The organism is Ruegeria conchae (assembly GCF_000192475.1).
GTDB lineage: Bacteria > Pseudomonadota > Alphaproteobacteria > Rhodobacterales > Rhodobacteraceae > Ruegeria > Ruegeria conchae.
Map to the genome: position 1 here is coordinate 141,270 of NZ_AEYW01000004.1, position 23,680 is coordinate 164,949.

The following is a 23,680-nucleotide window of genomic DNA, read 5'->3' on the forward strand; positions in this document are numbered from 1 at the left end:
GACCCATGGCTCCCATCCTTGATATCAACAAACTCTACAAGAATTACGGCCCTGTCGAAATTCTGAAAGACATCAACATCTCGATTGAACCGGGCGATTTCCTGGTGCTTGTCGGCCCCTCAGGCTGCGGTAAATCCACCCTGCTGAACTGCATCGCGGGGCTGGAGGAGATCACCGGCGGCACATTGTCCATCGGCGGCAACGACATGACTCATGTCAGCCCAAAGGACCGCGACATCGCGATGGTGTTCCAGTCCTACGCTTTGTACCCGACCATGTCGGTCGCCAAGAACATCACCTTCGGCATGAAAGTGCGTGGGGTCGATCAGGCCACTCAGGATGCCAAGCTGAAAGAGGTCGCGTCGCTGCTGCAGATCGAACCGCTGCTCAACCGCCGCCCAAGCCAATTGTCGGGCGGTCAGCGTCAACGGGTCGCAATGGGTCGGGCGCTGGTGCGTGATCCTAAGCTGTTCCTGTTTGACGAACCCCTGTCGAACCTTGATGCCAAGTTGCGGGTCGAGATGCGGACTGAGATCAAGAAGCTACACCAGACGCTGGACGCTTCGATCGTTTACGTGACCCACGACCAAATCGAAGCGATGACGCTGGCGACCAAGATCGTCGTACTTAAAGGCGGGATCGTGCAGCAGATCGGAACGCCGGCCGAGATCTACAATAACCCGGCCAACCTTTTCGTTGCGGATTTTATGGGCTCTCCGGCGATGAACCTGATCCCAGCACAGGCATCGAACAATGGTTCGGGGACGCAGATTTCGATCACGCGAGAAACCGGCGATACGCTGGTCTTAACCGATGCGCGCGCACCGGAACTGCCGCAGGATGTCATCCTCGGTCTACGCCCGGAAGACATCGCCGAGGCCGGTTTCCGCGCCGGGGCAGGTGTGCAAGAGGCGGCCTGCATGGTCGATATGGTCGAACCTGCGGGGGCCGACACCTATGTGGTGTCGGAACTGGGGGGCAAGCAGGTCACAGCGCGCCTGCATGCCGAAACCAGCGCGCAGGCGGGCCAGATGTTGAACCTGGCTTTCGACATGAGCAAGGTGTCGTATTTCGCCAAGGAAACCGGTGAACGGCTGAATTGATTCCGTGGATTCAGGCAACGGATCGCGACTGTGCCGCCGGTGTTAATCGGCGGCACGCTCGTTTTCGGATATCAGGATCAGCCGGTGTTTTTCAGGTCCTTGATCAGGCGATTTAGGTCACCGCCACGTGCATCCAGCATGGCACCGATCTCAGTGCGCTCGGTCAGCAGCAGGTTCACGCCTTCGATGAACATGTTGTAGAACTTGCCACGGCCAGACTTGTCGGACACTAAGAATGTCACTTCGAACGGGGACGAGCCGCGTAGTTTGACTGAGGTTCTGACCTCGTATCCGGTTTTGATCTTGCGCGCGTTGCGCACGGTGACCTCACCGCCGATGAACTCGCGGAACCGGCGGCCATATTTGCGCGAGATATAGCCCTCAAACGCCTTGGTGAACTGGCGCAGTTGTGCGGACGAGGCTGAGCGTGCATCCGCCCCCAACGCATAGCGGGCCATGATCGGCACATCACCGTATTGAACGAAAATCTTCTGAAAATCGCGCAGCATCGCGTTCTCGGATTTACCCGAGTCGATGATACGCGTGATATCGGCCACCACGCTGTTGACCAGTTGCTTGGCCTGCGCTTCGGTCAGCGCAAACGCGGGCAGAGGCAATGCGGCAACTGTCATCCCGGTCAGGGCAGCGGCTACAAATCGGCGTCTGTTCAACAGGTTATTCGGCATAGGGGTCCTCATACGGGTCAAGATAGGGGTCTCTGACAGGGTCGGTCCCGGTGTTGGCGTAGGGATCGTCATACAGACCCAGATAGGCGTCTTCATCATCCCTTGCCAGTTCAAAGCGGCGATTTTGCAAATAGATCGTACGTGCCTGCGCGTAACTATCGGCACTGTCATAAAGAATTGAATCGACCGTATCCGAGAACCGTCCACGATCCCCCATGCGCCGCACAACCTCGGCATAGACACCAATGTTGTCGACCGGACGCACCGGAGAGAAGTTAATTGGGTTCGAGAAAAGATTGAATACGACGCCGACAGCATCACGCGCGGTCGACGGGCCATAGAAAGGAAGTTCAACGTAGGCGCCCTCGCTGACACCCCAAACATGCAAGGTTTCTCCGAAATCAGTGTCGACGGGCGGCAGGTTCAATTCATCCGCTGGAGCGGACAGGCCAAATCCACCCACGGTCGAGTTGATCAGAAAGCGCAGCAACGCGTTGCCCGATTGTTTCAGATTGCCTTGCAACAGATAATCCAGAGCCTGCCCTGGCATGGTCAGGTTTTCAGCAAAGTGATTGAAGCTGGTGACCATCGGATCGGGCACGATCTTCACATAGCCTTTTGAGGCTGGACGGAACAGGAACCGGTCAACGCCCAGATTGAACTTGTGAATGCCACGGTTGGCACCTTCGTAAGGGTCGAAAATCTCACCTCGCGCGGCAGCGTCCTGTGGCTGCGTTGCGCATGCCGACAGAACCGTCATGATGGCGAATATGAATAGGTGCTTCAGGCGAATATAGCTTGGCACTGTCTTCCTTACTCCAAAAATACCCGGTGGTGTGCCGGGCCTTCAATCAATACGGCCATTGCGCTCATGGTGCGCAATTCGTCTCACATAGAGGTTTCGCGCGGAATATGAAACAACGACTCGCGTTTACCTCAGTAGGTGGGAGGTCGTAAAGTGACACGAATTCAACACTTCCTGAACAGGAGAACACCCGCGCAGTTCGCAGGCCTTAAGAAAATTACCGCTTTCCCGCTTTCCGAAACCTGCGTTCCCGGTTAGCGTCCGCGCGGAATCACTGTGAGATGAGGATCAACCACATGAGTATTGCAGCAAAACTGGATAGCTTGGGTGTCAATTTACCGGACGCGCCCGCGCCCGCAGCAAACTACGTTCCGTTCGTGCGCATCGGCAACATCGTCTATGTGTCGGGCCAAATCTCCAAGGCGGACGATCTGATCACAGGCAAGCTGGGCGATGACATGGATATTGAGGCAGGTGCGGCTGCGGCCAAGGTCTGCGCCATCAATCTGCTGGCTCAGGTAAAAGCGGCGTGCGACGGCGATATCGACAAACTGGTGCGGGTGATCAAACTGACTGGTTTCGTGAACTCGACTGCTGATTTCACCGCGCAACCGCAGGTGATCAATGGCGCGTCCGATTTTCTGGTTGAGGCGCTGGGTGAGGCTGGTCGTCACTCGCGCTCAGCCGTCAGCGCGGCGTCGCTGCCGCTGGGCGTCGCGGTCGAAATCGAAGGCATCTTCGAGGTTCAATGACACCTTCGCTGCCCCTTGAGTTTCTGAAGCGCCCGATTGCACATCGGGCGCTGCATGACGTTGCAGACCAGCGGCCCGAGAACAGCCGGTCCGCCATTCGTGCTGCGATCGACGCGGGATATGGCATTGAAATTGATCTGCAGCGCACGCGCGATAACCGTGCGATGGTGTTTCATGACTATGACATGACTCGCCTGACCGGACGCGCGGGACCTATTCAGCAAATCACTGCGGCGCAGGCTCAGGCGCAGCCTCTGCTGCATTCCGACGGTGAGAGTATCCCGTCATTCGAAGAGGTGTTGAACATGGTTGCCGGTCGGGTGCCTCTTCTGATTGAGCTGAAGGATCAGGATGGGGCAATGGGACCTGATATCGGTGCGTTGGAAGCGGATGTAGTAAGTGCGCTGAAAGGCTATGTCGGACTGGTCGCACTAATGTCATTCAACCCACACGCGGTTGCCGAACTCGCGCGCCTTGCGCCACACCTACCGCGCGGTCTCGTTACCGGCTCTTACGACCCAAAGGCCGAGCTTTTGCCGCAATCCATTTGCGACCATCTGCGCAATATCCCGGATTTTGACCGTGTTGGGGCCAGTTTCATCAGCCATGAAGCTTCTGATCTTGACCGACCACGGGTCGCCGAGCTGAAGGAGCAAGGTGTGCCGATCCTGTGCTGGACGGTGCGCTCGCCTGAACAAGAGGCCGAGGCGCGCAGGGTTGCCGATAATGTGACCTTCGAAGGCTATCTGGCCGAATATCCCGCTTGATCCTGCCGCGCGCGATCACAGATAAAGGTGCAGCGCGGAGGGGACATGGATCAGGCACAGATTGAGGTTCGGGTTCTGACATCGCTATCGCAGATAACAGCGGGCGATTGGGACAGTTGCGCCTGTCCTGAGGTTGCTGATGGCGGGCGACCGCATGATCCGTTCACCACACACCGATTTTTGCTGGCTTTGGAAGAAAGCGGTTCAGTCGGACGCGGCACAGGCTGGCAGCCGCAATATCTGACGGCTTATCTTGATGGAATGCTGATCGGTGCGACGCCGATGTATGCCAAGTCGCATTCGCAGGGTGAGTACATCTTCGATCACAGCTGGGCCCATGCTTATGAAAGTGCAGGCGGGCGATACTATCCGAAACTGCAGATCGCTGCGCCATTTACACCCGCAACAGGCCGACGTTTTCTGGTGCGGCCCGGCTATGATGCGGTGGGCATGTCAGCGCTGGTGCAAGGCGCGGTGCAGTTAGCCGCCGAAAATCGCATCTCCTCACTGCACGCCACCTTCTGCACCGAGGCCGAGGCGCTGGCTGGTGAACAGATGGGCCTGATGGTCCGGCATTCGCAGCAGTTTCACTGGCTCAATGATGGATACACCGATTTCGATGGGTTTCTGGCAGCGCTATCTTCGCGCAAACGCAAAAATATCCGGAAAGAACGCGAGCAGGCCTGTGACTTCGGCGGGCAGATTCGTACGATCACAGGCGATGATCTGCGGCCCGAGCACTGGGATGCCTTCTGGCGGTTCTACCAGGACACCGGCGCGCGCAAATGGGGATCGCCCTACCTGACGCGGCAATTCTTTGATATCGCTCAGGAAACCATGACAGATGACATCGCTCTGGTGCTGGCCGAACGCAACGGATATCCGGTAGCCGGGGCCTTGAATTTCATCGGCCGGGAAACGCTCTATGGCCGCTATTGGGGCTGCGTGGAACACCATCCCTGCCTGCATTTCGAACTGTGCTATTATAGGGCGATCGACTTTGCCATTGCCGAAGGGCTGGCCCGGGTTGAGGCAGGTGCCCAGGGCGAGCACAAGCTAGCGCGCGGTTATATGCCGACCCGCACGCATAGCTTGCACTGGGTCGGTGATCCGGGTTTTGCTGATGCAGTTCAGAAATATCTGGACGCCGAAGCCCACGCAGTGGGAGAAGAGATCGAGATTCTGACGGATTATGGCCCGTTCAGGAAATCGAACCCGGAGGAACAGCAATGACCGAACTTCTGTCAACCGAGACCCGCGGCCCGCTGCTGGACCCGCTGTTCAGAAATGGCTGGACCATGGTTGAGGACCGCGATGCGATCACAAAGACCTTCATCTTCGATAGTTTTGTCGCCGCTTTCGGCTGGATGACGCAGGTGGCGATCTGGGCTGAGAAATGGAACCACCACCCCGAATGGTCGAATGTCTACCGCACAGTCGAGGTGGTGCTGTCCACCCATGATGTTGGCGGCCTGTCCGCACAAGACGCCAAGCTGGCGCGCAAGATGGATAGCCTTCTATCGGTCGCCAGCTGACCCTGCACCACCTGCCAGCAACGCAGCGGTTCCTAGTTGTTTGAAATCATCTGGAGAAATGGTTCCTCCGCTGATATCGATATTGGCCGGAATTCTGATCGTGCGGCTGCCGACCGAGCGGACGCTGCGGGTCGACGGGTTGATGTCGAGGCATCGCGTCTCATAACAGGTCAAACCGGCGGTATTGATCTGAATACGGGTCTGTCCGTCTGGGCCGGTAACAACCGGTGATTGCGGTACATCACAAGCCGCGAGCGCCAGAAGCGCGCCGAGGCTGATCCATCTCGTCATCTTACGCCTCCTGATTGATTGAGCACTAGTTTAATTGCCCATTGCCATCCAGATCAGCCGAGGTGAAATCGCTGTCCATCTGGGCGTCGTACTCTGGCCGTGAGATAGTGTTATCTCCATCGCGGTCAACATTCTGAAACTGCTTGATGTCTAGGAACGGTTTAGCTTCATCCAGGCCAAGTGTGCCGTTCTTGTCTTCGTCCATCGCTTGAAACGCATAATCCGAGAAAGCTTTGAATTCGTCCCGGGACAGAAACCCATCATTGTTCTTGTCGATATTGTTCAGCTCGGCCTCGTGCAGTTCTGCGACACTTTCGGCGCTTGCGGTGCCAGACATCAGAATGACAGCGATGATCATCAATGCTTGTTTCAAATCCAATCTCCTCAGCATGCGTAACGTTCGCCAGACAACCCACCTGCAGCAGCGCCCGCCGCCGTCAGAATGGTTTTGCCCGATCCACCGCCAAATTGATTGCCGATCACTCCGCCGATCAATGCGCCGCCTATGGTGCCGCTCAGACAAGCGATCTCGTGTTGCCGAGCAGCTTGTTGCTGGGGTGTAGGGGCAGGGCCGCACGCGGCTAAGGCGCCGGCACCACCAAGAATCAAAGTGATTAATTTCAGTCGCATCAATGAACTCCCGGGTTGTATGTCCAAGTATTGGCACATCGGGTCGTTGCATCAAGTTAAATGCGTTTCATGTGGCCCCGGTGATGCCGGGGCCAACCGGGATCAGAAGGTTTCAAGCAGACCTTCGCCAGCCGAAATCTCGCAAACGCCCGGATTCTCTTCGATGTTCAAGGCGATTACCTTGCCGTCATCGACCAACATGGCATAGCGCTTGGACCGTGCCAGCAGACCAACCGGTGGCGCGTCGAAATCCATGCCTACCGCCTTGGTGAATTCCGATGCGGCGTCGGCCAGCATGGTCAGTCCTGCGGCAGTTGCTCCGGTGCTTTCACCCCAGGCGCCCATCACGAAGGGATCGTTGACCGAAATACAGATGATCTCATCAACTCCTTTTGCGTCGAATTGGCCTTTTGTCCGCATGAAGCTTGGGACATGCGCGGTCGTGCAGGTCCCGGTAAATGCGCCCGGCACAGCAAAAATCACCACCTTGCGCCCTTTGGTTTTTTCTGAAATCCGCACCTCTCCAGGGCCATCGGCTCCCATCTGAATCAGCGTCGCGTCGGGCAGCATGTCACCTGTTGAAATCATTTATTAAGCTCCTGTCATTTGGATTTGCAGAGTCGGGCTTTGTCGCAATATAGGTTGTCGAAAGAAAGAGACCATCGGAATTCTGCAGGGGAGCACAACATGAGCCATATCGTCGTGATCGGGGCAGGGCAGGCTGGTGCTTCACTCGTGGCGCGGTTGCGCAAGGACGGCTTTGAAGGCGACATCACCCTGATTGGTGCCGAGCCGCACCTGCCCTACCAGCGCCCGCCATTATCCAAAGGCTACCTGTTGGGCGAGATGGAGTTGGAACGCCTGTTCCTGCGACCCGAGAGCTTCTATGCCGAGAACAACATCACCCTGCGACTGGGGCAGCGTGTGACCGGAATTGACCCCAAGGCCAAAACGGTAACGATAGGTGATGACGTGATCGCCTATGATGAGTTGGCTCTGACCACAGGCTCTGATCCGCGTCGACTGCCTGCAGCCATAGGTGGCGATCTTGAAGGCGTCCATGTGGTGCGCGATCTTGCGCATATCGACGAGATGGAGCCTCGGGTAACCGACGGCGCGCGCGCTTTGATCGTCGGTGGCGGCTATATCGGGCTCGAGGCCGCCGCGGTTTGTGCCAAGCGTGGGGTCAAAGTGACCTTGGTCGAGATGGCCGACCGCATCCTGCAGCGTGTCGCGGCGAAAGAGACCAGCGACTATTTCCGTACGCTTCATACAGAATACGGAGCCGACATTCGCGAAGGCGTTGGGCTGGATCGTTTGGTTGGTGAAGATGGCAAGGTGACGGGTGCTATTCTGTCCGATGGCACCGAATTAAAGGTAGATTTCGTTGTGGTGGGGGTCGGCATCGCGCCCTCAACGCAACTGGCTGAAATGGCGGGGTTGGAGCTGGACAATGGTATCAAAACCGATGCCCATGGCCGCACCTCGGACCCGTCAATCTGGGCTGCGGGTGATTGTGCATCCTTTCCGCATGGTGAGGGCCGCATTCGTCTGGAGAGCGTGCCCAACGCCATCGACCAGGCCGAGATCGTGGCCCAGAACATGCTGGGTGCTGCCAAGAATTATACCGCGACGCCGTGGTTCTGGTCGGATCAGTACGACGTCAAGCTGCAGATTGCGGGCCTAAATACAGGCTATGATCGCGTCGTGGCCCGCAAGGGTGAAGGCGCGACGGTGTCCTTCTGGTACTATAAAGGCGATCAGCTGATTGCGGTCGACGCGATGAACGACCCACGCGCTTATATGGTCGGCAAACGCCTGATCGATGCGGGTAAAACAGCTGATCCGACGGTGGTGGCTGACCCAGAAGCGGACTTGAAACCGCTGCTCAAAGCGTGAGGATTATCGCCGGTAACTTCCGGGGCCGGGCATTGGCCTCGGTCGGTAAAGGCGATGCGGGCGCCCATCTGCGCCCCACTACCGATCGGGTGCGGGAAAGCCTTTTCAACGTCCTGAACCATCAGATCGACATTGATGGTCTGCACGTGTTGGACCTGTTTGCAGGTACTGGTGCGTTGGGGCTTGAAGCGCTGTCGCGCGGAGCGGCCCATGTTACGTTTGTCGATGATGGGCGAATTGCGCAGGGTCTGATCCGCAAGAATATCGATCTGACCGGAAGTCGGGACCAGACCACTCTGATCAGACGTGACGCAACGCGGTTGGGGGAAAACCCAGGCGACGCATGCGATCTGGTCTTTCTTGATCCGCCTTATGGCAAAGACCTGGGTCAAAAGGCGCTAGCGGCGGCCACCAAAGGTGGCTGGCTGGCCCAGGACGCCCTGATCGTGTGGGAGGAAAACGCCCCCATGATTGCTCCAAATGGGTTCACTCTGCATGACGCGCGAAAATATGGCGACACCTGCATTTCGCTGATGTGGCGAACTGAGGACTGATATGCATGATCTGGTCATTTTCGATTGCGACGGGGTTCTGGTTGATAGCGAGGTTCTGTCCAATCAGGTCATGATCGACAATCTGGCCCAATATGGTCTGCACCTGACCCTTGCAGAGTGCATGTCTCTTTTCGTCGGTGGTACGATGACTGGTGTCCGAGACAAGGCGCGCGATCTCGGTGCGGATCTGCCTGACGACTGGACCGATCAAATCTACTCGGAAATCTATGAGAGGCTGCGAGCGGGCACTCCTTTGGTTGAAGGCATCCCAGAATTGCTGACGCAATTGGATGCAGCCAGCATTCCTTATTGTGTCGCCTCAAATGGCAGGCCAGAGAAAATGCAGATTACTCTGGGTCAGAACGGTCTGTGGGAGCGGTTCAGCACGGTCATGTTTTCGGCCCATGTGCTGGGCTCAGGTAAACCTGACCCCACCCTGTTCCTGACAGCGGCGCAGCAATTTGGCGCCAAATCGCCGGTCGTGATCGAAGACAGTGAGAACGGCGTCACCGCCGCCATCCGTGCCAATATGCGCTGCCTCGCCTATGCAGCCCACGACGACGGCGCGCGGCTGGCAACGCTGGGGGCCGAGGTCTTCACGGATATGTCACACGTGCCGGGGCTTTTGGGACTCTGACCGAGAAATATGCTAAGGTCGGCCCATGGACCGCGCCATCACACCTCCGTTTTGGGGCTTTTTGACAGACAGCGACGCCACCACCGGGCCGCCGACCAAACCGATGCGCGCGCCGGTGTTTATCAACGACGCGGTGATCCCCTGGCGCGATGAGACGTTGTTGCTGAAACTTTTACGCGATCAGGCGACTGATCAGGACGAATAAGTCGGGTGATATTTGCCACCCGGTGACAGGGTGAAAATCTCAACCCCATCGGTCGTCACACCCACCGAATGCTCAAACTGCGCCGACAGAGATTTGTCGCGAGTCACGGCAGTCCAGTCATCGGCAAGTGTTTTGGTTTCGGGGCGGCCCAGATTGACCATCGGTTCGATGGTGAAGAACATGCCTTCTTCCAAAACCGCGCCTGTACCCGGACGGCCATAGTGCAGGACATTGGGCGGCGCGTGGAAAACACGGCCCAGCCCATGGCCGCAGAAATCGCGGACAACGCTCATCCGGTGCGCCTCGACATAGGCCTGAATGGCATGGCCTATATCCCCGAAGGTATTACCCGGCTTGACCATATCGATGCCCTTGAACAGCGCATCATGGGTCACCTGAATCAGCCGCTCGGCTTTACGCGGAAGCTTACCAGCCACGTACATACGCGAGGTGTCACCAAACCAGCCATCGACGATCACAGTGACGTCGATATTCAGGATATCGCCATCCTTCAGCTTCTTCTCGCCGGGGATGCCGTGACAGACTACATGGTTCACGCTGATACAACTTGCGTGCTGATAACCTTTATAGCCAATGGTCGCCGATTCAGCGCCTGCGTCCTCGACCATTTGAGTGATCAGACCGTCAATCGCACCGGTGGTCTGACCGACAAAAACATGATCAGCAATATCGTCCAATATCCGCGCAGCCAGCGCCCCTGCCGCAAGCATTCCGGCAAAGTCACTCTGTTCGTAGATACGGATGCCATCCTTGGTCAGACGGCCACGATGTTCTTTCATCGGTGCGAGACTCCAAATATTTCACGCAGCACTTCTTTTACGCTGCTTGCGCAGAAAGTACCAGAGGGTGTGCGGTCGTGGATGTTTTTCAGTTAATTTGATTTAATACAGAGACTGATAAGGGCTCTTAGTGATCAAGGTAGACGAAAGTGAGTTGGAAATACGCCGACACTGCTTCCGGGGCCAACAAGAATAATCTTCCTTCCGGTTCGCAAACGTCTGCGAATACTGTTCGGGACATCACAAACGACGTTAACGGCACGCGCCGTGTCTTTCAGAGCGATTGGCCTAGGGCACCTCCGATAATCTCCCATATTGGGATCACTAACAACAAATGTTATTTCTACCGTGCGAAAAGAGGGAAGAGAAATAACCATAGGGATCGTCGCCGCCACTACAAGAAACCCCGCAAACGCACCTGCCAAAGGCATGAACAATATAGACAATGTTGTTTTTATTGGCTCTGAGAATAGGATGCCTTCCGATAAGCTAAGATGAACCGCCCAAAGTGCTGTTGCTCCTGAAATTGCTCCCACTATGCATGCAGGCCAAAATGCCAAGGAAAGCCAAACTGGAGAGGGAATAAACCCTACACCAAAAAATCTTGCCAATACAGGTATGCCACCCAAAATCATTAGAGTCAGTGAGATTGTTCGAATACGCTTTTCTAAGCGGGTGTTCTCGGTCTTCGATGGGGCAGTCATTCAGTTGTCCTTTGAGAAACCTAGGCAAATTCGATAGAAATAGTCGGATTCATCTGAGTTTTCTCTCAACAATTGATTGACGAGTTACCAAAATACCCATTGGCGAAATCTGCGTCCCGTAAACCAACTTCTCCACCCCCTGTGCCCGCGCTACTTCAAACGCCGCCGCATAGGTCGGATCAATATCCGCCGCCAGCGCAAACCGGTCGCAATCGGTCCGCTGCACCAGATACAGCATCACCGCCCGATGCCCTTGTGCCGCCATAGCCGCCAGTTCGCCCAGATGTTTAGTGCCGCGTGCGGTCACGCTGTCGGGAAACTCGGCCAGACCGGGTTGGCGCGATAGGGTGACGCTTTTGACCTCGACATAGGCATCCGGCAAACCCGGCTGGGTCAGCAAGAAATCGATGCGGCTGTTTTCACCGTATTTGACCTCGGGGCGCACGGTTTCATAGGACGCCAATTCCGGGATTTCGCGTGCCTCAAGCGCCGCCCGAAGCGCCTTGTTTGGGACGGATGTGTCGACTCCTGTGAAATGCCCGTTCTCATGATCAACCAGCCGCCAGCCGTACTTCAGCTTTTTCTTCGGATCATCATTCGGCTCCAGCCAGATTTTCTCACCCGGCTCCGCCAGCCCCATCATCGAACCCGGATTGGCACAATGGGCTGTTACCTCGCGCCTGTCTTCCAGCCTGCAATCGGCTAAAAAGCGTTTGTAGCGGCGGATCAGTCGGGCGGGGATAAGGGGGGTTTCAAATCGCATGGCCTAGGGCCTATACCTGCCCTAACGGTCGATCAAGAGGGAGGGCGCGCCATGGCCAATCCAACCGCTGCAATGTTGGTGATCGGGGATGAGATCCTCTCGGGCCGCACCCGCGATGCCAATATGCATTATCTGGCTGGAGAGCTGACCAAACACGGCATCGATCTGAAAGAGGTGCGCATTGTCAGTGATGATGCGCCCGCGATTGAGGCGGCAGTCAGGGCGCTGTCCCAGGCCAATGACCACGTGTTTACTAGTGGCGGCATCGGCCCGACCCATGACGATATCACCGCCGATTGCATCGCTCGAGCTTTTGGCGCGCATATCGATGTTCGCCACGACGCGCGGGCGCTGCTTGAAGCGCATTATGAGAAATCCGGGCTGGAGCTGAACGACGCTCGCCTGCGTATGGCGCGTATCCCGGACGGGGCGGAATTGATCGACAACCCGGTCTCGACCGCGCCCGGCTTTACGATTGCAAACGTCCATGTCATGGCCGGAGTACCGTTGGTTTTTCAGGCGATGGTGGCGAGTGTTTTACCTTTGCTTACCGGAGGCAACCCGCTGTTGTCGCAGACTCTGCGTGTGGACAGAGGTGAGGGCGATATAGCGTCGACCTTGGCCGCGCTCGCGAAAGATTTCGGCGACCTCTCGATCGGATGTTATCCGTTTCAGACGAATGGCGTCTTCGGAGCCAACGTCGTCGTGCGCGGCACCGAGGGTGGACGGATCGATGCCGCCATGACCCGCCTTGCGAAAGAGATCGAGCTTTGAATCCCGATTGGGCCGCCGTTGTCGATGGCACATGGCCTGCCGCCGGCTATCAAACGCAAGGCCCATTTCGACTGCGGCAAGGACAGGGCGGAGGTTCACGCGTCTCTGCCGCCAATCGCACCGGGGACGTCACCAGCGCCGATATCGATGCAGCCGAAAGCGCCATGCAGGCGATGGGTCAAAAACGCATCTTCTGCCTGCGTCCGGGGGATGAGGCGCTAGATGCAATGCTTGCGCAACGCGGCTACGACATCCTTGATCCGGTCAATATTTATTCCTGCCTGGCGCAGCAGTTGACCGATATCCCGATCCCGCGCGTGACTGTCTTCAACATCTGGGAACCGCTGGCCATCATGCGTGAGATCTGGGCGCAGGGCGGTATCGGCCCCGAACGGATTGCCATCATGTACCGGGCACCGGGCCCAAAGACCGGCCTTTTGTTGCGCCACAGCGATCAGCCCGCAGGAACCGGCTTCGTGGCGATCCATGAAGGTATCGCGATGGTTCATGCGCTGGAAATCCTGCCGGATCACCGCCGCAAGGGGTTGGGCCAGTGGGCCATGCGCGCCGCGGCCTTTTGGGCGCTGGACAATGGCGCGCAGACGCTTAGCGTGATCTGTACCAAGGCGAATGAGGGGGCCAATGGCCTCTACCACTCGCTGGGGATGAAGATCGTCGGAGAATACCACTATCGCCAGCGCGCCTGAGGAGGACGAATTGACCAAACAGGACATGCCCACTGCCCTGGATCTGCCAATGGTGGACCCACTACCGTCAGAGACGCAGAAATACTTTGATATCTGTGTTGAGAAACTGGGAATGGTGCCGAATGTCCTGCGCGCCTATGCCTTCGATATCGACAAGCTGAACGCCTTCACTTCGATGTATAATGATCTGATGCTGGCCGACAGCGGGCTGTCCAAACTGGAGCGCGAGATGATCGCGGTCGTGGTGTCCTCGATCAACAAATGCTTCTACTGCCTCGTGGCTCATGGCGCAGCGGTGCGGCAGCTTTCGGGCGATCCGCAGCTGGGTGAGATGCTGGTCATGAACTACCGCGTCGCCAAATTGGACGCGCGCCAACGTGCAATGCTGGATTTCGCAGCCAAGATGACCACCGCCAGCACCACAATCGAAGAGCCCGATCGCCAGCTTTTACGTGATGTCGGGTTTTCGGATCGCGATATCTGGGACATTGCCAATGTCACCGGTTTCTTCAATATGACCAACCGCGTGGCCAGTGCCACTGCGATGGTCCCGAACCCCGAGTATCACGCCCAGTTCCGATGATCCGAACCCTGTTCATCTGTATTGCTTTGCTGGCCGCGCCTGCCTTGGCGCAGGAGTTGAACTTTCCTACGGGCGCCCGGCAGATATCTGACCGCACCAGCGCGCTTGACAGTTACGACCTGCCAACCGGCGTGTTTGCCGACGGCGCAATTCCGTCCCGCAATGTCGAGGGGCGTGTTGAGCGGCTGACATGGCGGCTTCAGGCGGGGTCCAGCACAACGCTGCAAATCCTTGCGCCTCTGCGGGGTCAGCTTCAGGCGCAGGGTTTCGAGATCGCGTTTGAATGCGAGGCGCGCAATTGTGGCGGGTTCGATTTCCGCTTTGGCACCGAGGTGGTGCCGACGCCCGACATGTATGTGGCGATCCACGATTACCGCTTTCTGTCCGCCACCCGCGGCGACGAGGTGCTGAGCCTGCTGGTCAGCCGTAATCCGCCGGATGGCTATGTGCAGATGATCCGGGTGACCCCACTGGGCACGCAGCCCGCGCCGACATTGGTGATCGAGGAAACCGTTGAAGGCCCTGCCGGGTTGCTCAGCGATCTCAGCAGCACCGGACATGTCATCCTTGATGACCTGCACTTTCGCACCGGCGAAGTCGCGCTGGGCGAGGGGCCTTTCGCCTCGCTGGCGCTGCTTGCGGGTTATCTGGCCGACAATCCTTCGACCCGATTGGCGCTGGTCGGACACACGGATGATACGGGTGCATTGCCAGCCAATATTGCGGTCAGTACCAAACGGGCCGAAGCCGTGCGCGCGCGCCTGATTGAAGCGCATGGCGTTGCCGCCGACCGGATCGAGGCGCAGGGTGTGGGCTATCTTGCGCCCATCACCTCGAACGCCACACCCGAGGGTCGAGATATCAATCGCCGGGTCGAGGCGGTATTGCTGGTTAACTGACGGGCGCAGGCATCGCAGTCGCTCTGCGCCCCTCTTGCCCTGATGCCGCACCCTGATGCACACTTGCAGATGAACGGGGCATCTGCCTTGCTGTCGGACTTGTTGGAAGGCAGTCCCACCCGCCACCAAGCTTAGGGAGGAGTGCGTCATGGCTTCCAGTACCGACGATTCCACACCGCCGGACAACATGGCCCCACAACCAGCCATGCCCGAGGTCAACAGGCTGACAGCGGCAGATATCACCGCATCGCTCAAGGCCGGGTTTTCCGACTTCCTCGCACGCCCGGTCATGAGCGGTTTTTTCGGCCTGTTCTATGCGGTTTTCGGCATCCTGTTCGTCTGGTGCCTGGTTTGGCTTGGCAAGATCTGGATGATCATTCCTGCGGCGGTAGGCTTTCCGCTGGTCGCGCCCTTCGCAGCCGCGGGGCTCTATGAGATGTCCCGTCGCTTGCAAAAAGGGGAAAACTTCGGGTGGTCCGAAATCCTCACCGTCATGGCCAATCAACGCAAACGCGAGCTGGGCTGGATGGCCTTCGTCACCCTGTTCATATTCTGGGTCTGGACCTATCAAATCCGCCTTTGGCTGGCGATCACTCTGCAAAAAGCGTCATTTTCCGATTTTGAGGGGTTCTTGAACATCGTGCTTTTCACGCCGCAGGGCTGGACCTTCCTTGCGATTGGCACCTGCGTCGGGGCGTTTCTGTCGGCTGTGCTGTTCTCGGTAACCGTTATCGCCATGCCGATGCTGCTGGATCGTGAAACCAATTTCGTCTCTGCCATGCTTACCTCGGTTCGCGCCGTCTCCGAGAATCCGGTGGTGATGCTCGGCTGGGCTGCGATCATTTCGGTCACCATGCTGATATCACTGGCACCCGCGTTTTTGGGACTTGTCTTTACACTGCCGATCCTGGGTCACACCACATGGCACCTGTATCAGCGGGCTGTATCACCTGCTGAGGTTTGACCGGCAGATTCAGATCGAACGAGCGACAAAAAAAGACCCGCACTGATCAGCGCGGGTCATTTAGGTTCCACAGGGAGAATTCTACCAATCCATCGGACCTTTTTCAGCGAAGGATGCGACCAGAAAATCGATGAAAGCACGCACCTTGGGCTGGGTGAACCGGCCCGGCGGATAAACTGCGTAAACGCCTTGCACCTCGTCCGGAAGCGAAGGCATCGCATCCACCACCTCGCCCGATTTCAGCGCGTCGGCATAGAGATAGCTGGGCAGATGTGCGATCCCAAGGCCCGAGATTGCGGCGTTTAACAGCGACTGTCCGTCATTTACGCTTAACCAACCAGCGGTGCGCACCTGACGTTTCTCGCCCGACGGCGCGGTCAATTTCCAAACGCTGCCCGAGGACTGACTCGAATAGTGCAGTAGCTTGTGTTCATTCAGGTCGTCGATCTTTTGCGGGCGCCCAAACTGCTCGATATAGCTGGGCGCTACGACCATGCGTTTTACGGTTTCGGTCAGTTTGCGGGCGCGCAAGGTGCTGTCTTCCAGTTCCCCAATGCGCACGGCCACGTCAAAGCCTTCCGAGATCAGTTCGACGTAACGGTTGTTCAGCACCATGTTCACGGTGATATCGGGATAGGCAGACAGGAATTCCGAAAGCACAGGTGATAGGTGATTGACGCCGAAATCCGTCGCCACACTGATCCGCAGCAGACCAGAAGGGTCGGATTGCATCGAGGTTACAAGCGCATCTGCCTCGCCCGCGTCGTTGAGCACGCGCCGGGCGCGATCATAATAGGCCAGTCCAATCTCGGTCGGTGAAACCCGGCGTGTGGTGCGGTTTAGCAGTCGCGCACCCAGCCGCGCCTCAAGGCTCGACACGTGTTTGGACACGGCTGATTTGGAGATACCCATTTTTTTGGCCGCGTCGGTGAAACCACCCTGGTCCACCACGTTGGAAAAGGCCTCCATTTCGGTCAGTCGATCCATTCTCGTTCCCCAGGTCTTCTGTTCGTTGTCTCTTTATTGCGATCAATCTGGGCGAGAACTGGGCAGACATGAGATAATATCAGGGTTTTGATAGGGATCGTTTGCGACTGGGAAACGCCGAAGTTGCCGTGCTGTAATTCCTAACACCCAACACAAATAACCGATATCTGGACTTTTTCTCTATCGTGCTATGATGAGAATGGCATTTTTGTGACCATGGAGGAGATCATGAAAGCCCTATTTGCTGCTGCCGCCCTGTGCCTGTCCGCAACTCTCGCGTCGGCCGGGGGAGAAACGCCGTCAAACCCTGATGCCAGGGTTTATTTCGCAAATCTGACTGACGGAGACACCGTACAATCACCCGTCACGATCGTGTTTGGCCTAAGTGGGATGGGTGTTGCTCCTGCCGGAACCGAAAAGGAGAACACGGGCCACCATCACCTTCTGGTTGATCGTCCTCCGTTGGGGCAGGGTGAAGACGGCGCGGATGAACTGGCCTATGGGCTGCCCGCAGATGACAACCACATCCACTTTGGCGGCGGCCAGACCGAGGTCACGCTGGAATTGGGCCCGGGGGAACACACTTTGCAGCTTGTGTTGGGTGATGCGGGTCATGTACCCCACGCGACGCCAATCGTTTCAGAGGTGATTACAATCACTGTAGAGTAATAGTTAAGCGCTGAATTGTGCGTCGAACTCAGTTTCTCCTGTTCGGGTAAAGCGGATGATGCGGCTGTCAGGTATACGCACTAGCCAGCCGATCTCTTCCATGCGGGTCAGCATGGCGCGGCCGAGTTTGCCGGCCAAATGCGTTTCCCGTTCGCTCCAGTCTAGACAGGGGCGGCAAAGCGGTGCGCGGCTGCGGCCGAGTCCTTCCAGATCGATGCCAAAGCCGGTGCAGAATTGAGTGCCCTCTTCGGTCAGGTGAACCGCGTCTTCCGTTGTCTCAAGATATCCTTGTTTCTGCATGGCGGTGAACATCTGCACCCCACGGCTGCCCGCAAGATGGTTGTAGCAAACCCGTGCTGACCGCAATTCCGCATCTTTTGGTCCGGTCTGCGTTCGCAGATGGCCACGCCCTGCAGCCAGCCCCATAAGGTTTTCCAGCACATGCGCCACATCTTCTCCGGACAGTCCATAATATTTGTGCCGTCCCTGTCCACGCACCCGGACCAGGCTGCCTGCAAGCAGTTTTTTCAGGTGTGAGCTTGCGGTTTGGGGGCTGATCCCGGCCTCACGCGCCAGTTCGCCAGCCGTCAGCGCTTTGCCCGACATCAGTGCTGTTAACATATTGGCACGCGCAGGATCGCCAATCAGCGCCGCGATCTGTGCAATATCCGGTCCGTCTCGCATGCTTCGACCATAGTCGAAACATAAGCCGCATCCAAGAGGTTATTCTTTGCCAATTATCAACTGGAGGCATCTATGCTCACTTGTATAATCCAATACCAGATCGATCCGACGAAAAAAGAGCAGTTTCAGACCTATGCGCGCAATTGGGGACAGGCGATTCCGCGATGCGGGGCTGATCTGATCGGATATTTCGCACCGTACGAGGGGTCATCGACACTGGCTTATGGGATTTACAACATTCCTAACCTTGCTGAATACGAAGCCTACCGCGCGCGTTTGTCAGCCGATCCACTGGGGCAAGAGAATTATGCCTTTGCGCAAAAAGAACGCTTCATCACGCGCGAGGATCGGACCTGGCTCAGATGCGTCTCAACCCCGCATGGGGATGGCGCATGATTGCCGTAATTTTCGATGTCGAACCCGCCGATGCCGAAACCCAGACCTATCTGGACATCGCTGCCGACCTGCGCCCGCTGCTGGACCAGATCGAAGGCTTTATCTCGGTCGAGCGGTTTGAAAGCCTGTCAACACCGGGCAAATACTTGTCGCTGTCGTTCTGGCGGGATGAACAGGCCGTTGCCATCTGGCGCCAAACTGTCCGGCACCGGGCTGCACAAGGTCAAGGTCGCACCGGGTTGTTCAAGGATTATCGTCTGCGTGTGGCGTCCGTGATCCGAGATTACAGTTTGAATGATCGCGAACAAGCACCGCGTTCAAGCGGCAGTGGGTAGAAGGAAAATACCACGCGCCAGATCAGAGTTCAGCCTGTCATCTGCATACAAGCGCTCAAGAGCGTTCTTTGACATCAGCTCAGGATAGTCAGCGATAAAAGCCTCAAAACTATGGTTCGGACCTTGGGCCATACGTTCGGCAATCAGACTCATGAACGCGTACGTGATTGTCAGGTTGAATTTCCCTGGTGCACCGGCATTTGTCGCCAACGTGCGAATACCTTTGGCATAGATCGCAGCCGCGTCGATGAAATCGTATTTCCTCAGCAGGTCAAAGGCCACTTGCACATGCTGGGCATGCCCGAATTTCGTATTGTCGATCGTATGAGCTTCGAACGCCACGGTGATGTCAGATACTTGGATTGTTTTGGTCATTCCTTGGCCTCCGCGAATTTATGGCTGTGCTCCGCGGTCCAGTCCAGATCGTAGACCTCTTTCAACTGACGGATCTTTTTCAGTGTCTGAGGCGTGAAAGGCGGCTTGTTCTCAAAACTGTGCAAGGCGATGCCCTCGATCAAGTCACCAACGGACATGTCCAGAGATTCCGCCAACCCTTTAAGGACTTTCAGCAGGCGTTTTTCGATTCGTATTCCGGTCTGGATGCGTTCGGGTTTTTCAATCATGGCGTACATATGTACCAAGGTACCATATGAGTCAATATGGCCAAAGAAAAAGACCACCTCCAACGAAGCGGCCTGTTGGGGTCTGATTTGACAACCCTGCAGGTTGAAAATGCTCGCGCAACCGCTGGTCAGAGCTCTGCCGCCAGCCGCGTCCCCTGATTGATCGCGCGCTTTGCGTCCAACTCGGCGGCCACATCTGCGCCGCCGATCACATGAGGTGTTATCCCGCGTTCAATTAGCTCATCTGCCAGTGAACGGTCCGAGACCTGACCCGCGCACAGTACGATCGTATCAGCCGGGATCACAGTCGGGTCTTCGTGGGCTTCGCCAAAGCTCACATGCAGGCCGTCATCATCGATGCGCTCGTAATTCACGCCGCCTACGAAATTAACGTCTTTCATCTTTAGGGTCGCACGGTGAATCCAACCCGTTGTCTTGCCGAGCCCCTTGCCGTGACGCTGTGCTTTGCGTTGCAGTAACGTGACCTGCCGCGCGGGCGCCTCAGGCTGCGGACCTTCGGGTGCCAGTCCCGAGCGATGTTCGGCCGGGTCAGTGACGCCCCATTCCTTCATCCAAAGAGGCAGGTCCGTGGTCGGGCTGTGGCCATCTTCCAGCAAGAATTCGGAGACGTCGAACCCGATGCCTCCGGCCCCGATCACAGCAACCGATTTGCCGATCTCGGCCTTGTCGCGCAGCACGTCGATGTAGCTGAGCACATTGTCTTGCTCTTGTCCGGGGATCTGCGGATCGCGCGGGGTGACACCGGTGGCGATGACCACTTCATCGTAACTGGTGAGATCATCCGCGCTGACTTCGCGGTTCAGTTCGACCGTCACACCCAGATCGTCCATCATGGTGCGGTACCAGTCGACCAGCCCCCAGAACTCCTCCTTCCCCGGCACCTGTTTGGCCATGTTCAACTGCCCACCGATCTCAGCGGCGCGATCAAACAAGGTTACGTCATGGCCGCGCTTGGCAGCAGTCATCGCGGTCGACAAACCGGCAGGTCCCGCGCCGACAATGGCCACGGTCTTGCGTACCGCGGACTTGCCGATCACCAATTCGGTCTCATGACAGGCACGCGGGTTGACCAGACACGAGGTCAGCTTGCCGCTGAAGGTATGATCCAGGCAAGCTTGATTGCAGGCGATGCACGGGGCGATTTTCGCTGCCTCACCGGCAATTGCTTTGTTAACGAAATCCGCATCGGCCAACATCGGACGGGCCATAGACACCATGTTAGCGCAGCCGGTTGCTAAAACCTCTTCGGCCACTTCAGGCGAATTGATCCGGTTCGAGGTGATCACCGGGATGCCAACTTTGCCCATCAGTTTCTTTGTGACCCACGCGAAGGCCGCACGGGGTACGCTCGTGGCAATCGTTGGAATCCGCGCCTCATGCCAGCCGATCCCTGTGTTGATGATTGTGGCCCCGGCCTGCTCAATCCGTTGTGCAAGTTCAACGACTTCGTCATGGGTCGACCCATTGGGCACCAGATCAATCATCGACAGGCGATAGATGATGATGAAATCGGTCCCCACGGCTTCGCGCGTGCGGCGTACCACTTCGATGGGCAGGCGCATCCGATTTTCGTAGGATCCACCCCAGCGGTCGGTGCGCTTGTTGGTGTGGGTCACGAGGAACTGGTTCAGGAAATACCCCTCGGACCCCATGATCTCGACCCCGTCATAGCCCGCCTTCTGGGCCAGAACAGCGGCGTTGACGATATCGCTGATCTGCTTTTCGATGCCCTCTTCGTCCAGTTCATGCGGCGGAAACGGAGAAATCGGAGATTTCACCGGGCTGGGGGCCACGCATTTCGGCCCATAGGCGTACCGCCCCGCATGCAGAATCTGCATTGCGATCTTGCCACCCGCCTCATGCACGCGTTTGGCCACGATGGAATGGTTTGCCACTTCTGTTTCATTGGTCATCATCGAGGCCCCGGGCAGGACCGAGCCCTCTAGGTTCGGGCCAATCCCACCCGTCACCATCAAGGCCACACCGCCACGCGCGCGATCCGCGTAAAACTCGGCGACACGGTTCCAGTCGCCAGTCTCTTCCAGCCCGGTATGCATCGAGCCCATCAGCACGCGGTTCTTCAGCGTGGTGAAGCCCAGATCCAGCGGGGCCAGCATGTTTGGGTACGCAGTCATGGCAAACTCTCCCTCCCGACTTTGTCCGTCAGATTGACCTTCGCGTCACCGTTGTCACGCGAAACCTAACGTCATTCCCTTTGCGTTTTGCGCAGTGCTTGCTACAGACGCTTAAAAGCATGTTCATGAGGCCGCATATGACCCCGGACCAGATAGCAACACTTCCCTATCGCCCCTGTGTCGGGCTGATGCTGATGAATGCCGAAGGATTGATTTTTGTCGGTCAGCGTAACGACCGTCACAAAGACGCCTGGCAGATGCCTCAGGGCGGTGTGGACAAGGGCGAAGACCCGCGCGATGCCGCCCTACGCGAGCTTTGGGAAGAAACCGGCGTGACCGCAGATCTGGTCGAAATCATCGCCGAGACCGACGGCTGGCTTCCATATGACTTGCCGCATGACATTGTGCCCAAAATCTGGAAGGGCCGGTATCGCGGGCAGGAGCAGAAATGGTACCTGATGCGGTTTCTGGGGCAGGATGATCAGATCAATATCGCAACTGAACACCCCGAATTCACTCATTGGAAATGGCAGACACCGTCACGGCTCGTTGATGAAATCGTACCCTTCAAACGCGGCGTGTATGCGCGTGTGGTCGAGGTCTTTCGAGGACATTTGCCTGAGATTTGACCACAGTTCACTTCATTGAGTGCGTGTCGGTTTGCAGACAGTCAATCTCTCAAAGCGGAGCGGTACCGAAGGGTCTGAAGAATGGCCGATATGCGGAACAAAGCAGACTTTGTCATCCGCAACAACTATCGCCATTCTGGATCGGCGGGCAAGGCACGGTGGCATAGGAGCAGTAGACACAACAGTCCCCTTCCAACGGCTTCAAGACCGCTGCGCAAGACTTGCATTCATAGAACCACTGGCAAGCATCCGTCGGCATTATTTCGGTTTCGCTGTGACCGCATTTCGGGCACGTTAGGGTGCTTTCAAGCACTACAGTTTGCTCTGTCATTGTCTCACATCTGCATTATCAGGTAGTCGTTGATCCGGGCCTCGTTAAAGACGACGACCCAAGCTAACGCGGTGATTGCGGTCGTCCCCGAAAGCCACCATTTCAACTTTGTTAGGGAACCGCGCTGATAAGATACAAGCCACGATATAGCGACAAGCACCGTCGAAATCGCCAATACGTAGTTGCTTGCCGCCGCGATCTTTCCGAAAATGGCAAGCCAACTGCCTCCTAGTCCCATCAACATCATTGTCATGGGCAATACACAGCAAGTCGCGACGCCGAGTGCTGACAGTGATCCCAGATAACTAACGCTAAGGTACTTCTGCATTTCTTTCCCTTGACTAGTTGGAGTTGTCGAAGTTTCAGCCGCTTGTATAACTTCTGTAGTCGCTACAGGATCAAGACGGGAAAACTCACATGTTTGCGATTGGGGAAGCATCCCGGCAAAGCGGTGTCGGCATTGAAACGATCCGCTACTACGAACGCGAAGGGATCGTGCCCAAACCAGAACGGGCACCTAATAACCGGCGGATGTACTCCGCGCACGATGTTGGAAGGCTTCGTTTCCTGAAGAAATGCCGTGATTTGGGCTTTCCACTAGCCGATACAAAGACGCTTCTCAGCCTGTCCGAAGGCGACGGAGAGGATTGCCGATCCGTAAAAGAGCTGGCTGAGCTTCATATCTTCAATGTGCGGGAAAAGATAAACGAACTGAAGCGATTGGAAGCGGCGCTGAACGAACTCACAGCCAACTGCGACAGCGGGAATGTCTCTTGCCCGATGCTCTCAAAACTGCGCACCGACTAGTGTAA

The 23,680-nt window shown here is 56.9% G+C and carries 35 protein-coding genes; 19 read left to right on the top strand and 16 right to left on the bottom strand.

Features of this window, described 5'->3' with window-relative positions; translation table 11 throughout:
• Window positions 1-5 precede the first annotated feature (5 nt).
• Window positions 6-1,103, top strand: coding sequence for an ABC transporter ATP-binding protein (locus G7G_RS0103685; RefSeq protein ID WP_010438520.1), 1,098 nt, complete (start codon window positions 6-8; stop codon window positions 1,101-1,103).
• A gap of 77 nt (window positions 1,104-1,180) precedes the next feature.
• Here G7G_RS0103685 and G7G_RS0103690 read toward each other — a convergent pair whose 3' ends face one another.
• Together G7G_RS0103690 and G7G_RS0103695 are read right to left on the bottom strand one after the other, a co-directional pair.
• On the bottom strand, window positions 1,181-1,789 hold the full coding sequence (locus tag G7G_RS0103690) for an MlaC/ttg2D family ABC transporter substrate-binding protein (protein ID WP_010438523.1): 609 nt from the start codon (window positions 1,787-1,789) through the stop codon (window positions 1,181-1,183).
• On the bottom strand, window positions 1,779-2,594 hold the full coding sequence (locus G7G_RS0103695) for an MlaA family lipoprotein (protein ID WP_010438526.1): 816 nt from the start codon (window positions 2,592-2,594) through the stop codon (window positions 1,779-1,781). The genes G7G_RS0103690 and G7G_RS0103695 overlap by 11 nt, the downstream gene beginning before the upstream one ends.
• 296 nt (window positions 2,595-2,890) lie before the next feature.
• Between G7G_RS0103695 and G7G_RS0103700 the strand changes: the two genes are divergently transcribed.
• From G7G_RS0103700 to G7G_RS0103715, 4 genes are read left to right on the top strand one after another with little or no spacing between them, the layout of a single operon-like run.
• On the top strand, window positions 2,891-3,346 hold the full coding sequence (locus G7G_RS0103700; protein WP_010438528.1) for a RidA family protein: 456 nt from the start codon (window positions 2,891-2,893) through the stop codon (window positions 3,344-3,346).
• Complete coding sequence (locus G7G_RS0103705; RefSeq protein ID WP_010438530.1) at window positions 3,343-4,113, top strand: glycerophosphodiester phosphodiesterase family protein; 771 nt, start codon at window positions 3,343-3,345, stop codon at window positions 4,111-4,113. The genes G7G_RS0103700 and G7G_RS0103705 overlap by 4 nt, the downstream gene beginning before the upstream one ends.
• 45 nt (window positions 4,114-4,158) lie before the next feature.
• Window positions 4,159-5,346, top strand: a complete 1,188-nt coding sequence (locus G7G_RS0103710) for a GNAT family N-acetyltransferase (RefSeq protein WP_010438534.1) — start codon at window positions 4,159-4,161, stop codon at window positions 5,344-5,346.
• On the top strand, window positions 5,343-5,648 hold the full coding sequence (locus G7G_RS0103715; protein ID WP_010438537.1) for a 4a-hydroxytetrahydrobiopterin dehydratase: 306 nt from the start codon (window positions 5,343-5,345) through the stop codon (window positions 5,646-5,648). The genes G7G_RS0103710 and G7G_RS0103715 overlap by 4 nt, the downstream gene beginning before the upstream one ends.
• Here G7G_RS0103715 and G7G_RS0103720 read toward each other — a convergent pair.
• The 4 genes from G7G_RS0103720 to G7G_RS0103735 all read right to left on the bottom strand — a co-directional run bounded on the left by G7G_RS0103720 (window position 5,631) and on the right by G7G_RS0103735 (window position 7,157).
• A complete protein-coding gene (locus G7G_RS0103720) occupies window positions 5,631-5,939 on the bottom strand; it encodes a hypothetical protein (RefSeq protein ID WP_010438538.1) in 309 nt (102 codons plus the stop codon). The two genes, G7G_RS0103715 and G7G_RS0103720, sit on opposite strands and share 18 nt — an antisense overlap.
• 25 nt (window positions 5,940-5,964) lie before the next feature.
• A complete protein-coding gene (locus tag G7G_RS0103725; protein WP_120981282.1) occupies window positions 5,965-6,312 on the bottom strand; it encodes an EF-hand domain-containing protein in 348 nt (115 codons plus the stop codon).
• Window positions 6,313-6,323: 11 nt separating this feature from the next.
• On the bottom strand, window positions 6,324-6,569 hold the full coding sequence (locus tag G7G_RS0103730) for a glycine zipper 2TM domain-containing protein (RefSeq protein ID WP_010438542.1): 246 nt from the start codon (window positions 6,567-6,569) through the stop codon (window positions 6,324-6,326).
• 102 nt (window positions 6,570-6,671) lie between these two features.
• On the bottom strand, window positions 6,672-7,157 hold the full coding sequence (locus tag G7G_RS0103735) for a peroxiredoxin (protein ID WP_010438545.1): 486 nt from the start codon (window positions 7,155-7,157) through the stop codon (window positions 6,672-6,674).
• A gap of 99 nt (window positions 7,158-7,256) precedes the next feature.
• On the opposite strand from G7G_RS0103735, the gene G7G_RS0103740 reads away from it, so the two are divergent.
• The 4 genes from G7G_RS0103740 to G7G_RS0103755 are packed head-to-tail and all read left to right on the top strand — an operon-like array spanning window position 7,257 to window position 9,864.
• Window positions 7,257-8,468 carry an NAD(P)/FAD-dependent oxidoreductase gene (locus G7G_RS0103740; protein WP_010438547.1) on the top strand — a complete coding sequence of 404 codons (1,212 nt, stop codon included), beginning with the start codon at window positions 7,257-7,259 and terminating at the stop codon, window positions 8,466-8,468.
• The gene (gene rsmD / locus G7G_RS0103745) at window positions 8,465-9,022 is read left to right on the top strand and encodes a 16S rRNA (guanine(966)-N(2))-methyltransferase RsmD (protein WP_010438549.1); all 558 of its coding nucleotides are present in this window, start codon (window positions 8,465-8,467) and stop codon (window positions 9,020-9,022) included. Before G7G_RS0103740 ends, rsmD begins: the two co-directional genes overlap by 4 nt.
• Window position 9,023: 1 nt before the next feature.
• Window positions 9,024-9,659, top strand: coding sequence for an HAD family hydrolase (locus tag G7G_RS0103750; RefSeq protein ID WP_010438552.1), 636 nt, complete (start codon window positions 9,024-9,026; stop codon window positions 9,657-9,659).
• Between the two features lie 25 nt (window positions 9,660-9,684).
• Complete coding sequence (locus G7G_RS0103755; protein ID WP_010438555.1) at window positions 9,685-9,864, top strand: hypothetical protein; 180 nt, start codon at window positions 9,685-9,687, stop codon at window positions 9,862-9,864.
• Here G7G_RS0103755 and map read toward each other — a convergent pair.
• From map to sfsA, 3 genes are all read right to left on the bottom strand, one after another.
• Complete coding sequence (map, locus tag G7G_RS0103760; protein ID WP_010438556.1) at window positions 9,852-10,664, bottom strand: type I methionyl aminopeptidase; 813 nt, start codon at window positions 10,662-10,664, stop codon at window positions 9,852-9,854. The two genes, G7G_RS0103755 and map, sit on opposite strands and share 13 nt — an antisense overlap.
• 134 nt (window positions 10,665-10,798) lie before the next feature.
• Window positions 10,799-11,368 carry a hypothetical protein gene (locus tag G7G_RS24195; RefSeq protein WP_139056592.1) on the bottom strand — a complete coding sequence of 190 codons (570 nt, stop codon included), beginning with the start codon at window positions 11,366-11,368 and terminating at the stop codon, window positions 10,799-10,801.
• 49 nt (window positions 11,369-11,417) lie between these two features.
• Window positions 11,418-12,131: a DNA/RNA nuclease SfsA gene (gene sfsA / locus G7G_RS0103765; protein ID WP_010438558.1), complete on the bottom strand. Its 714-nt coding sequence runs from the start codon at window positions 12,129-12,131 to the stop codon at window positions 11,418-11,420.
• Between the two features lie 51 nt (window positions 12,132-12,182).
• Here sfsA and G7G_RS0103770 point away from each other — a divergent pair, with 51 nt between their 5' ends.
• The 5 genes from G7G_RS0103770 (at window position 12,183) to G7G_RS0103790 (ending at window position 16,058) form a co-directional block, all read left to right on the top strand.
• On the top strand, window positions 12,183-12,905 hold the full coding sequence (locus tag G7G_RS0103770; RefSeq protein WP_010438564.1) for a competence/damage-inducible protein A: 723 nt from the start codon (window positions 12,183-12,185) through the stop codon (window positions 12,903-12,905).
• The gene (locus tag G7G_RS0103775) at window positions 12,902-13,612 is read left to right on the top strand and encodes a GNAT family N-acetyltransferase (RefSeq protein ID WP_010438565.1); all 711 of its coding nucleotides are present in this window, start codon (window positions 12,902-12,904) and stop codon (window positions 13,610-13,612) included. Before G7G_RS0103770 ends, G7G_RS0103775 begins: the two co-directional genes overlap by 4 nt.
• A 25-nt stretch (window positions 13,613-13,637) precedes the next feature.
• Complete coding sequence (locus tag G7G_RS0103780; RefSeq protein WP_037320730.1) at window positions 13,638-14,195, top strand: peroxidase-related enzyme; 558 nt, start codon at window positions 13,638-13,640, stop codon at window positions 14,193-14,195.
• Entirely contained in the window at window positions 14,192-15,094 is a 903-nt protein-coding gene (locus tag G7G_RS0103785) for an OmpA family protein (RefSeq protein ID WP_010438568.1), read from the top strand. The genes G7G_RS0103780 and G7G_RS0103785 overlap by 4 nt, the downstream gene beginning before the upstream one ends.
• A gap of 148 nt (window positions 15,095-15,242) precedes the next feature.
• The gene (locus tag G7G_RS0103790) at window positions 15,243-16,058 is read left to right on the top strand and encodes a DUF2189 domain-containing protein (RefSeq protein WP_010438569.1); all 816 of its coding nucleotides are present in this window, start codon (window positions 15,243-15,245) and stop codon (window positions 16,056-16,058) included.
• Between the two features lie 81 nt (window positions 16,059-16,139).
• Here the strand turns inward: G7G_RS0103790 and G7G_RS0103795 are convergent, their stop codons facing one another.
• Window positions 16,140-17,045, bottom strand: a complete 906-nt coding sequence (locus tag G7G_RS0103795; RefSeq protein ID WP_010438570.1) for a LysR family transcriptional regulator — start codon at window positions 17,043-17,045, stop codon at window positions 16,140-16,142.
• A gap of 228 nt (window positions 17,046-17,273) precedes the next feature.
• Here G7G_RS0103795 and G7G_RS0103800 point away from each other — a divergent pair, with 228 nt between their 5' ends.
• Window positions 17,274-17,714 (top strand): DUF4399 domain-containing protein, encoded by a 441-nt coding sequence (locus G7G_RS0103800; protein WP_120981280.1) that lies wholly within the window; start codon window positions 17,274-17,276, stop codon window positions 17,712-17,714.
• Window positions 17,715-17,717: 3 nt separating this feature from the next.
• Here the strand turns inward: G7G_RS0103800 and G7G_RS0103805 are convergent, their stop codons facing one another.
• Entirely contained in the window at window positions 17,718-18,398 is a 681-nt protein-coding gene (locus G7G_RS0103805; protein ID WP_010438572.1) for an ArsR/SmtB family transcription factor, read from the bottom strand.
• 72 nt (window positions 18,399-18,470) lie between these two features.
• Between G7G_RS0103805 and G7G_RS0103810 the strand changes: the two genes are divergently transcribed.
• Together G7G_RS0103810 and G7G_RS0103815 are read left to right on the top strand one after the other, a co-directional pair.
• Window positions 18,471-18,794: an NIPSNAP family protein gene (locus G7G_RS0103810; protein ID WP_010438573.1), complete on the top strand. Its 324-nt coding sequence runs from the start codon at window positions 18,471-18,473 to the stop codon at window positions 18,792-18,794.
• Window positions 18,791-19,129, top strand: a complete 339-nt coding sequence (locus tag G7G_RS0103815) for an antibiotic biosynthesis monooxygenase family protein (protein WP_010438576.1) — start codon at window positions 18,791-18,793, stop codon at window positions 19,127-19,129. The genes G7G_RS0103810 and G7G_RS0103815 overlap by 4 nt, the downstream gene beginning before the upstream one ends.
• Here the strand turns inward: G7G_RS0103815 and G7G_RS0103820 are convergent.
• The 3 genes from G7G_RS0103820 to G7G_RS0103830 all read right to left on the bottom strand — a co-directional run bounded on the left by G7G_RS0103820 (window position 19,112) and on the right by G7G_RS0103830 (window position 21,908).
• Entirely contained in the window at window positions 19,112-19,504 is a 393-nt protein-coding gene (locus tag G7G_RS0103820; RefSeq protein WP_010438577.1) for a hypothetical protein, read from the bottom strand. The two genes, G7G_RS0103815 and G7G_RS0103820, sit on opposite strands and share 18 nt — an antisense overlap.
• Window positions 19,501-19,752 (bottom strand): hypothetical protein, encoded by a 252-nt coding sequence (locus G7G_RS0103825; RefSeq protein ID WP_029621703.1) that lies wholly within the window; start codon window positions 19,750-19,752, stop codon window positions 19,501-19,503. The genes G7G_RS0103820 and G7G_RS0103825 overlap by 4 nt, the downstream gene beginning before the upstream one ends.
• 128 nt (window positions 19,753-19,880) lie before the next feature.
• Window positions 19,881-21,908, bottom strand: coding sequence for an NADPH-dependent 2,4-dienoyl-CoA reductase (locus G7G_RS0103830; protein WP_010438579.1), 2,028 nt, complete (start codon window positions 21,906-21,908; stop codon window positions 19,881-19,883).
• A 137-nt stretch (window positions 21,909-22,045) separates the two neighbouring features.
• Here G7G_RS0103830 and G7G_RS0103835 point away from each other — a divergent pair, with 137 nt between their 5' ends.
• Window positions 22,046-22,537, top strand: coding sequence for an RNA pyrophosphohydrolase (locus tag G7G_RS0103835; RefSeq protein ID WP_010438580.1), 492 nt, complete (start codon window positions 22,046-22,048; stop codon window positions 22,535-22,537).
• Between the two features lie 112 nt (window positions 22,538-22,649).
• Here the strand turns inward: G7G_RS0103835 and G7G_RS24635 are convergent, their stop codons facing one another.
• Window positions 22,650-22,868 carry a GDCCVxC domain-containing (seleno)protein gene (locus G7G_RS24635; RefSeq protein WP_083828990.1) on the bottom strand — a complete coding sequence of 73 codons (219 nt, stop codon included), beginning with the start codon at window positions 22,866-22,868 and terminating at the stop codon, window positions 22,650-22,652.
• 4 nt (window positions 22,869-22,872) lie between these two features.
• Window positions 22,873-23,196 (bottom strand): hypothetical protein, encoded by a 324-nt coding sequence (locus tag G7G_RS0103840; RefSeq protein ID WP_010438581.1) that lies wholly within the window; start codon window positions 23,194-23,196, stop codon window positions 22,873-22,875.
• A gap of 89 nt (window positions 23,197-23,285) precedes the next feature.
• On the opposite strand from G7G_RS0103840, the gene G7G_RS0103845 reads away from it, so the two are divergent.
• Window positions 23,286-23,675, top strand: a complete 390-nt coding sequence (locus G7G_RS0103845; protein ID WP_010438583.1) for a MerR family transcriptional regulator — start codon at window positions 23,286-23,288, stop codon at window positions 23,673-23,675.
• Window positions 23,676-23,680 lie beyond the last annotated feature (5 nt).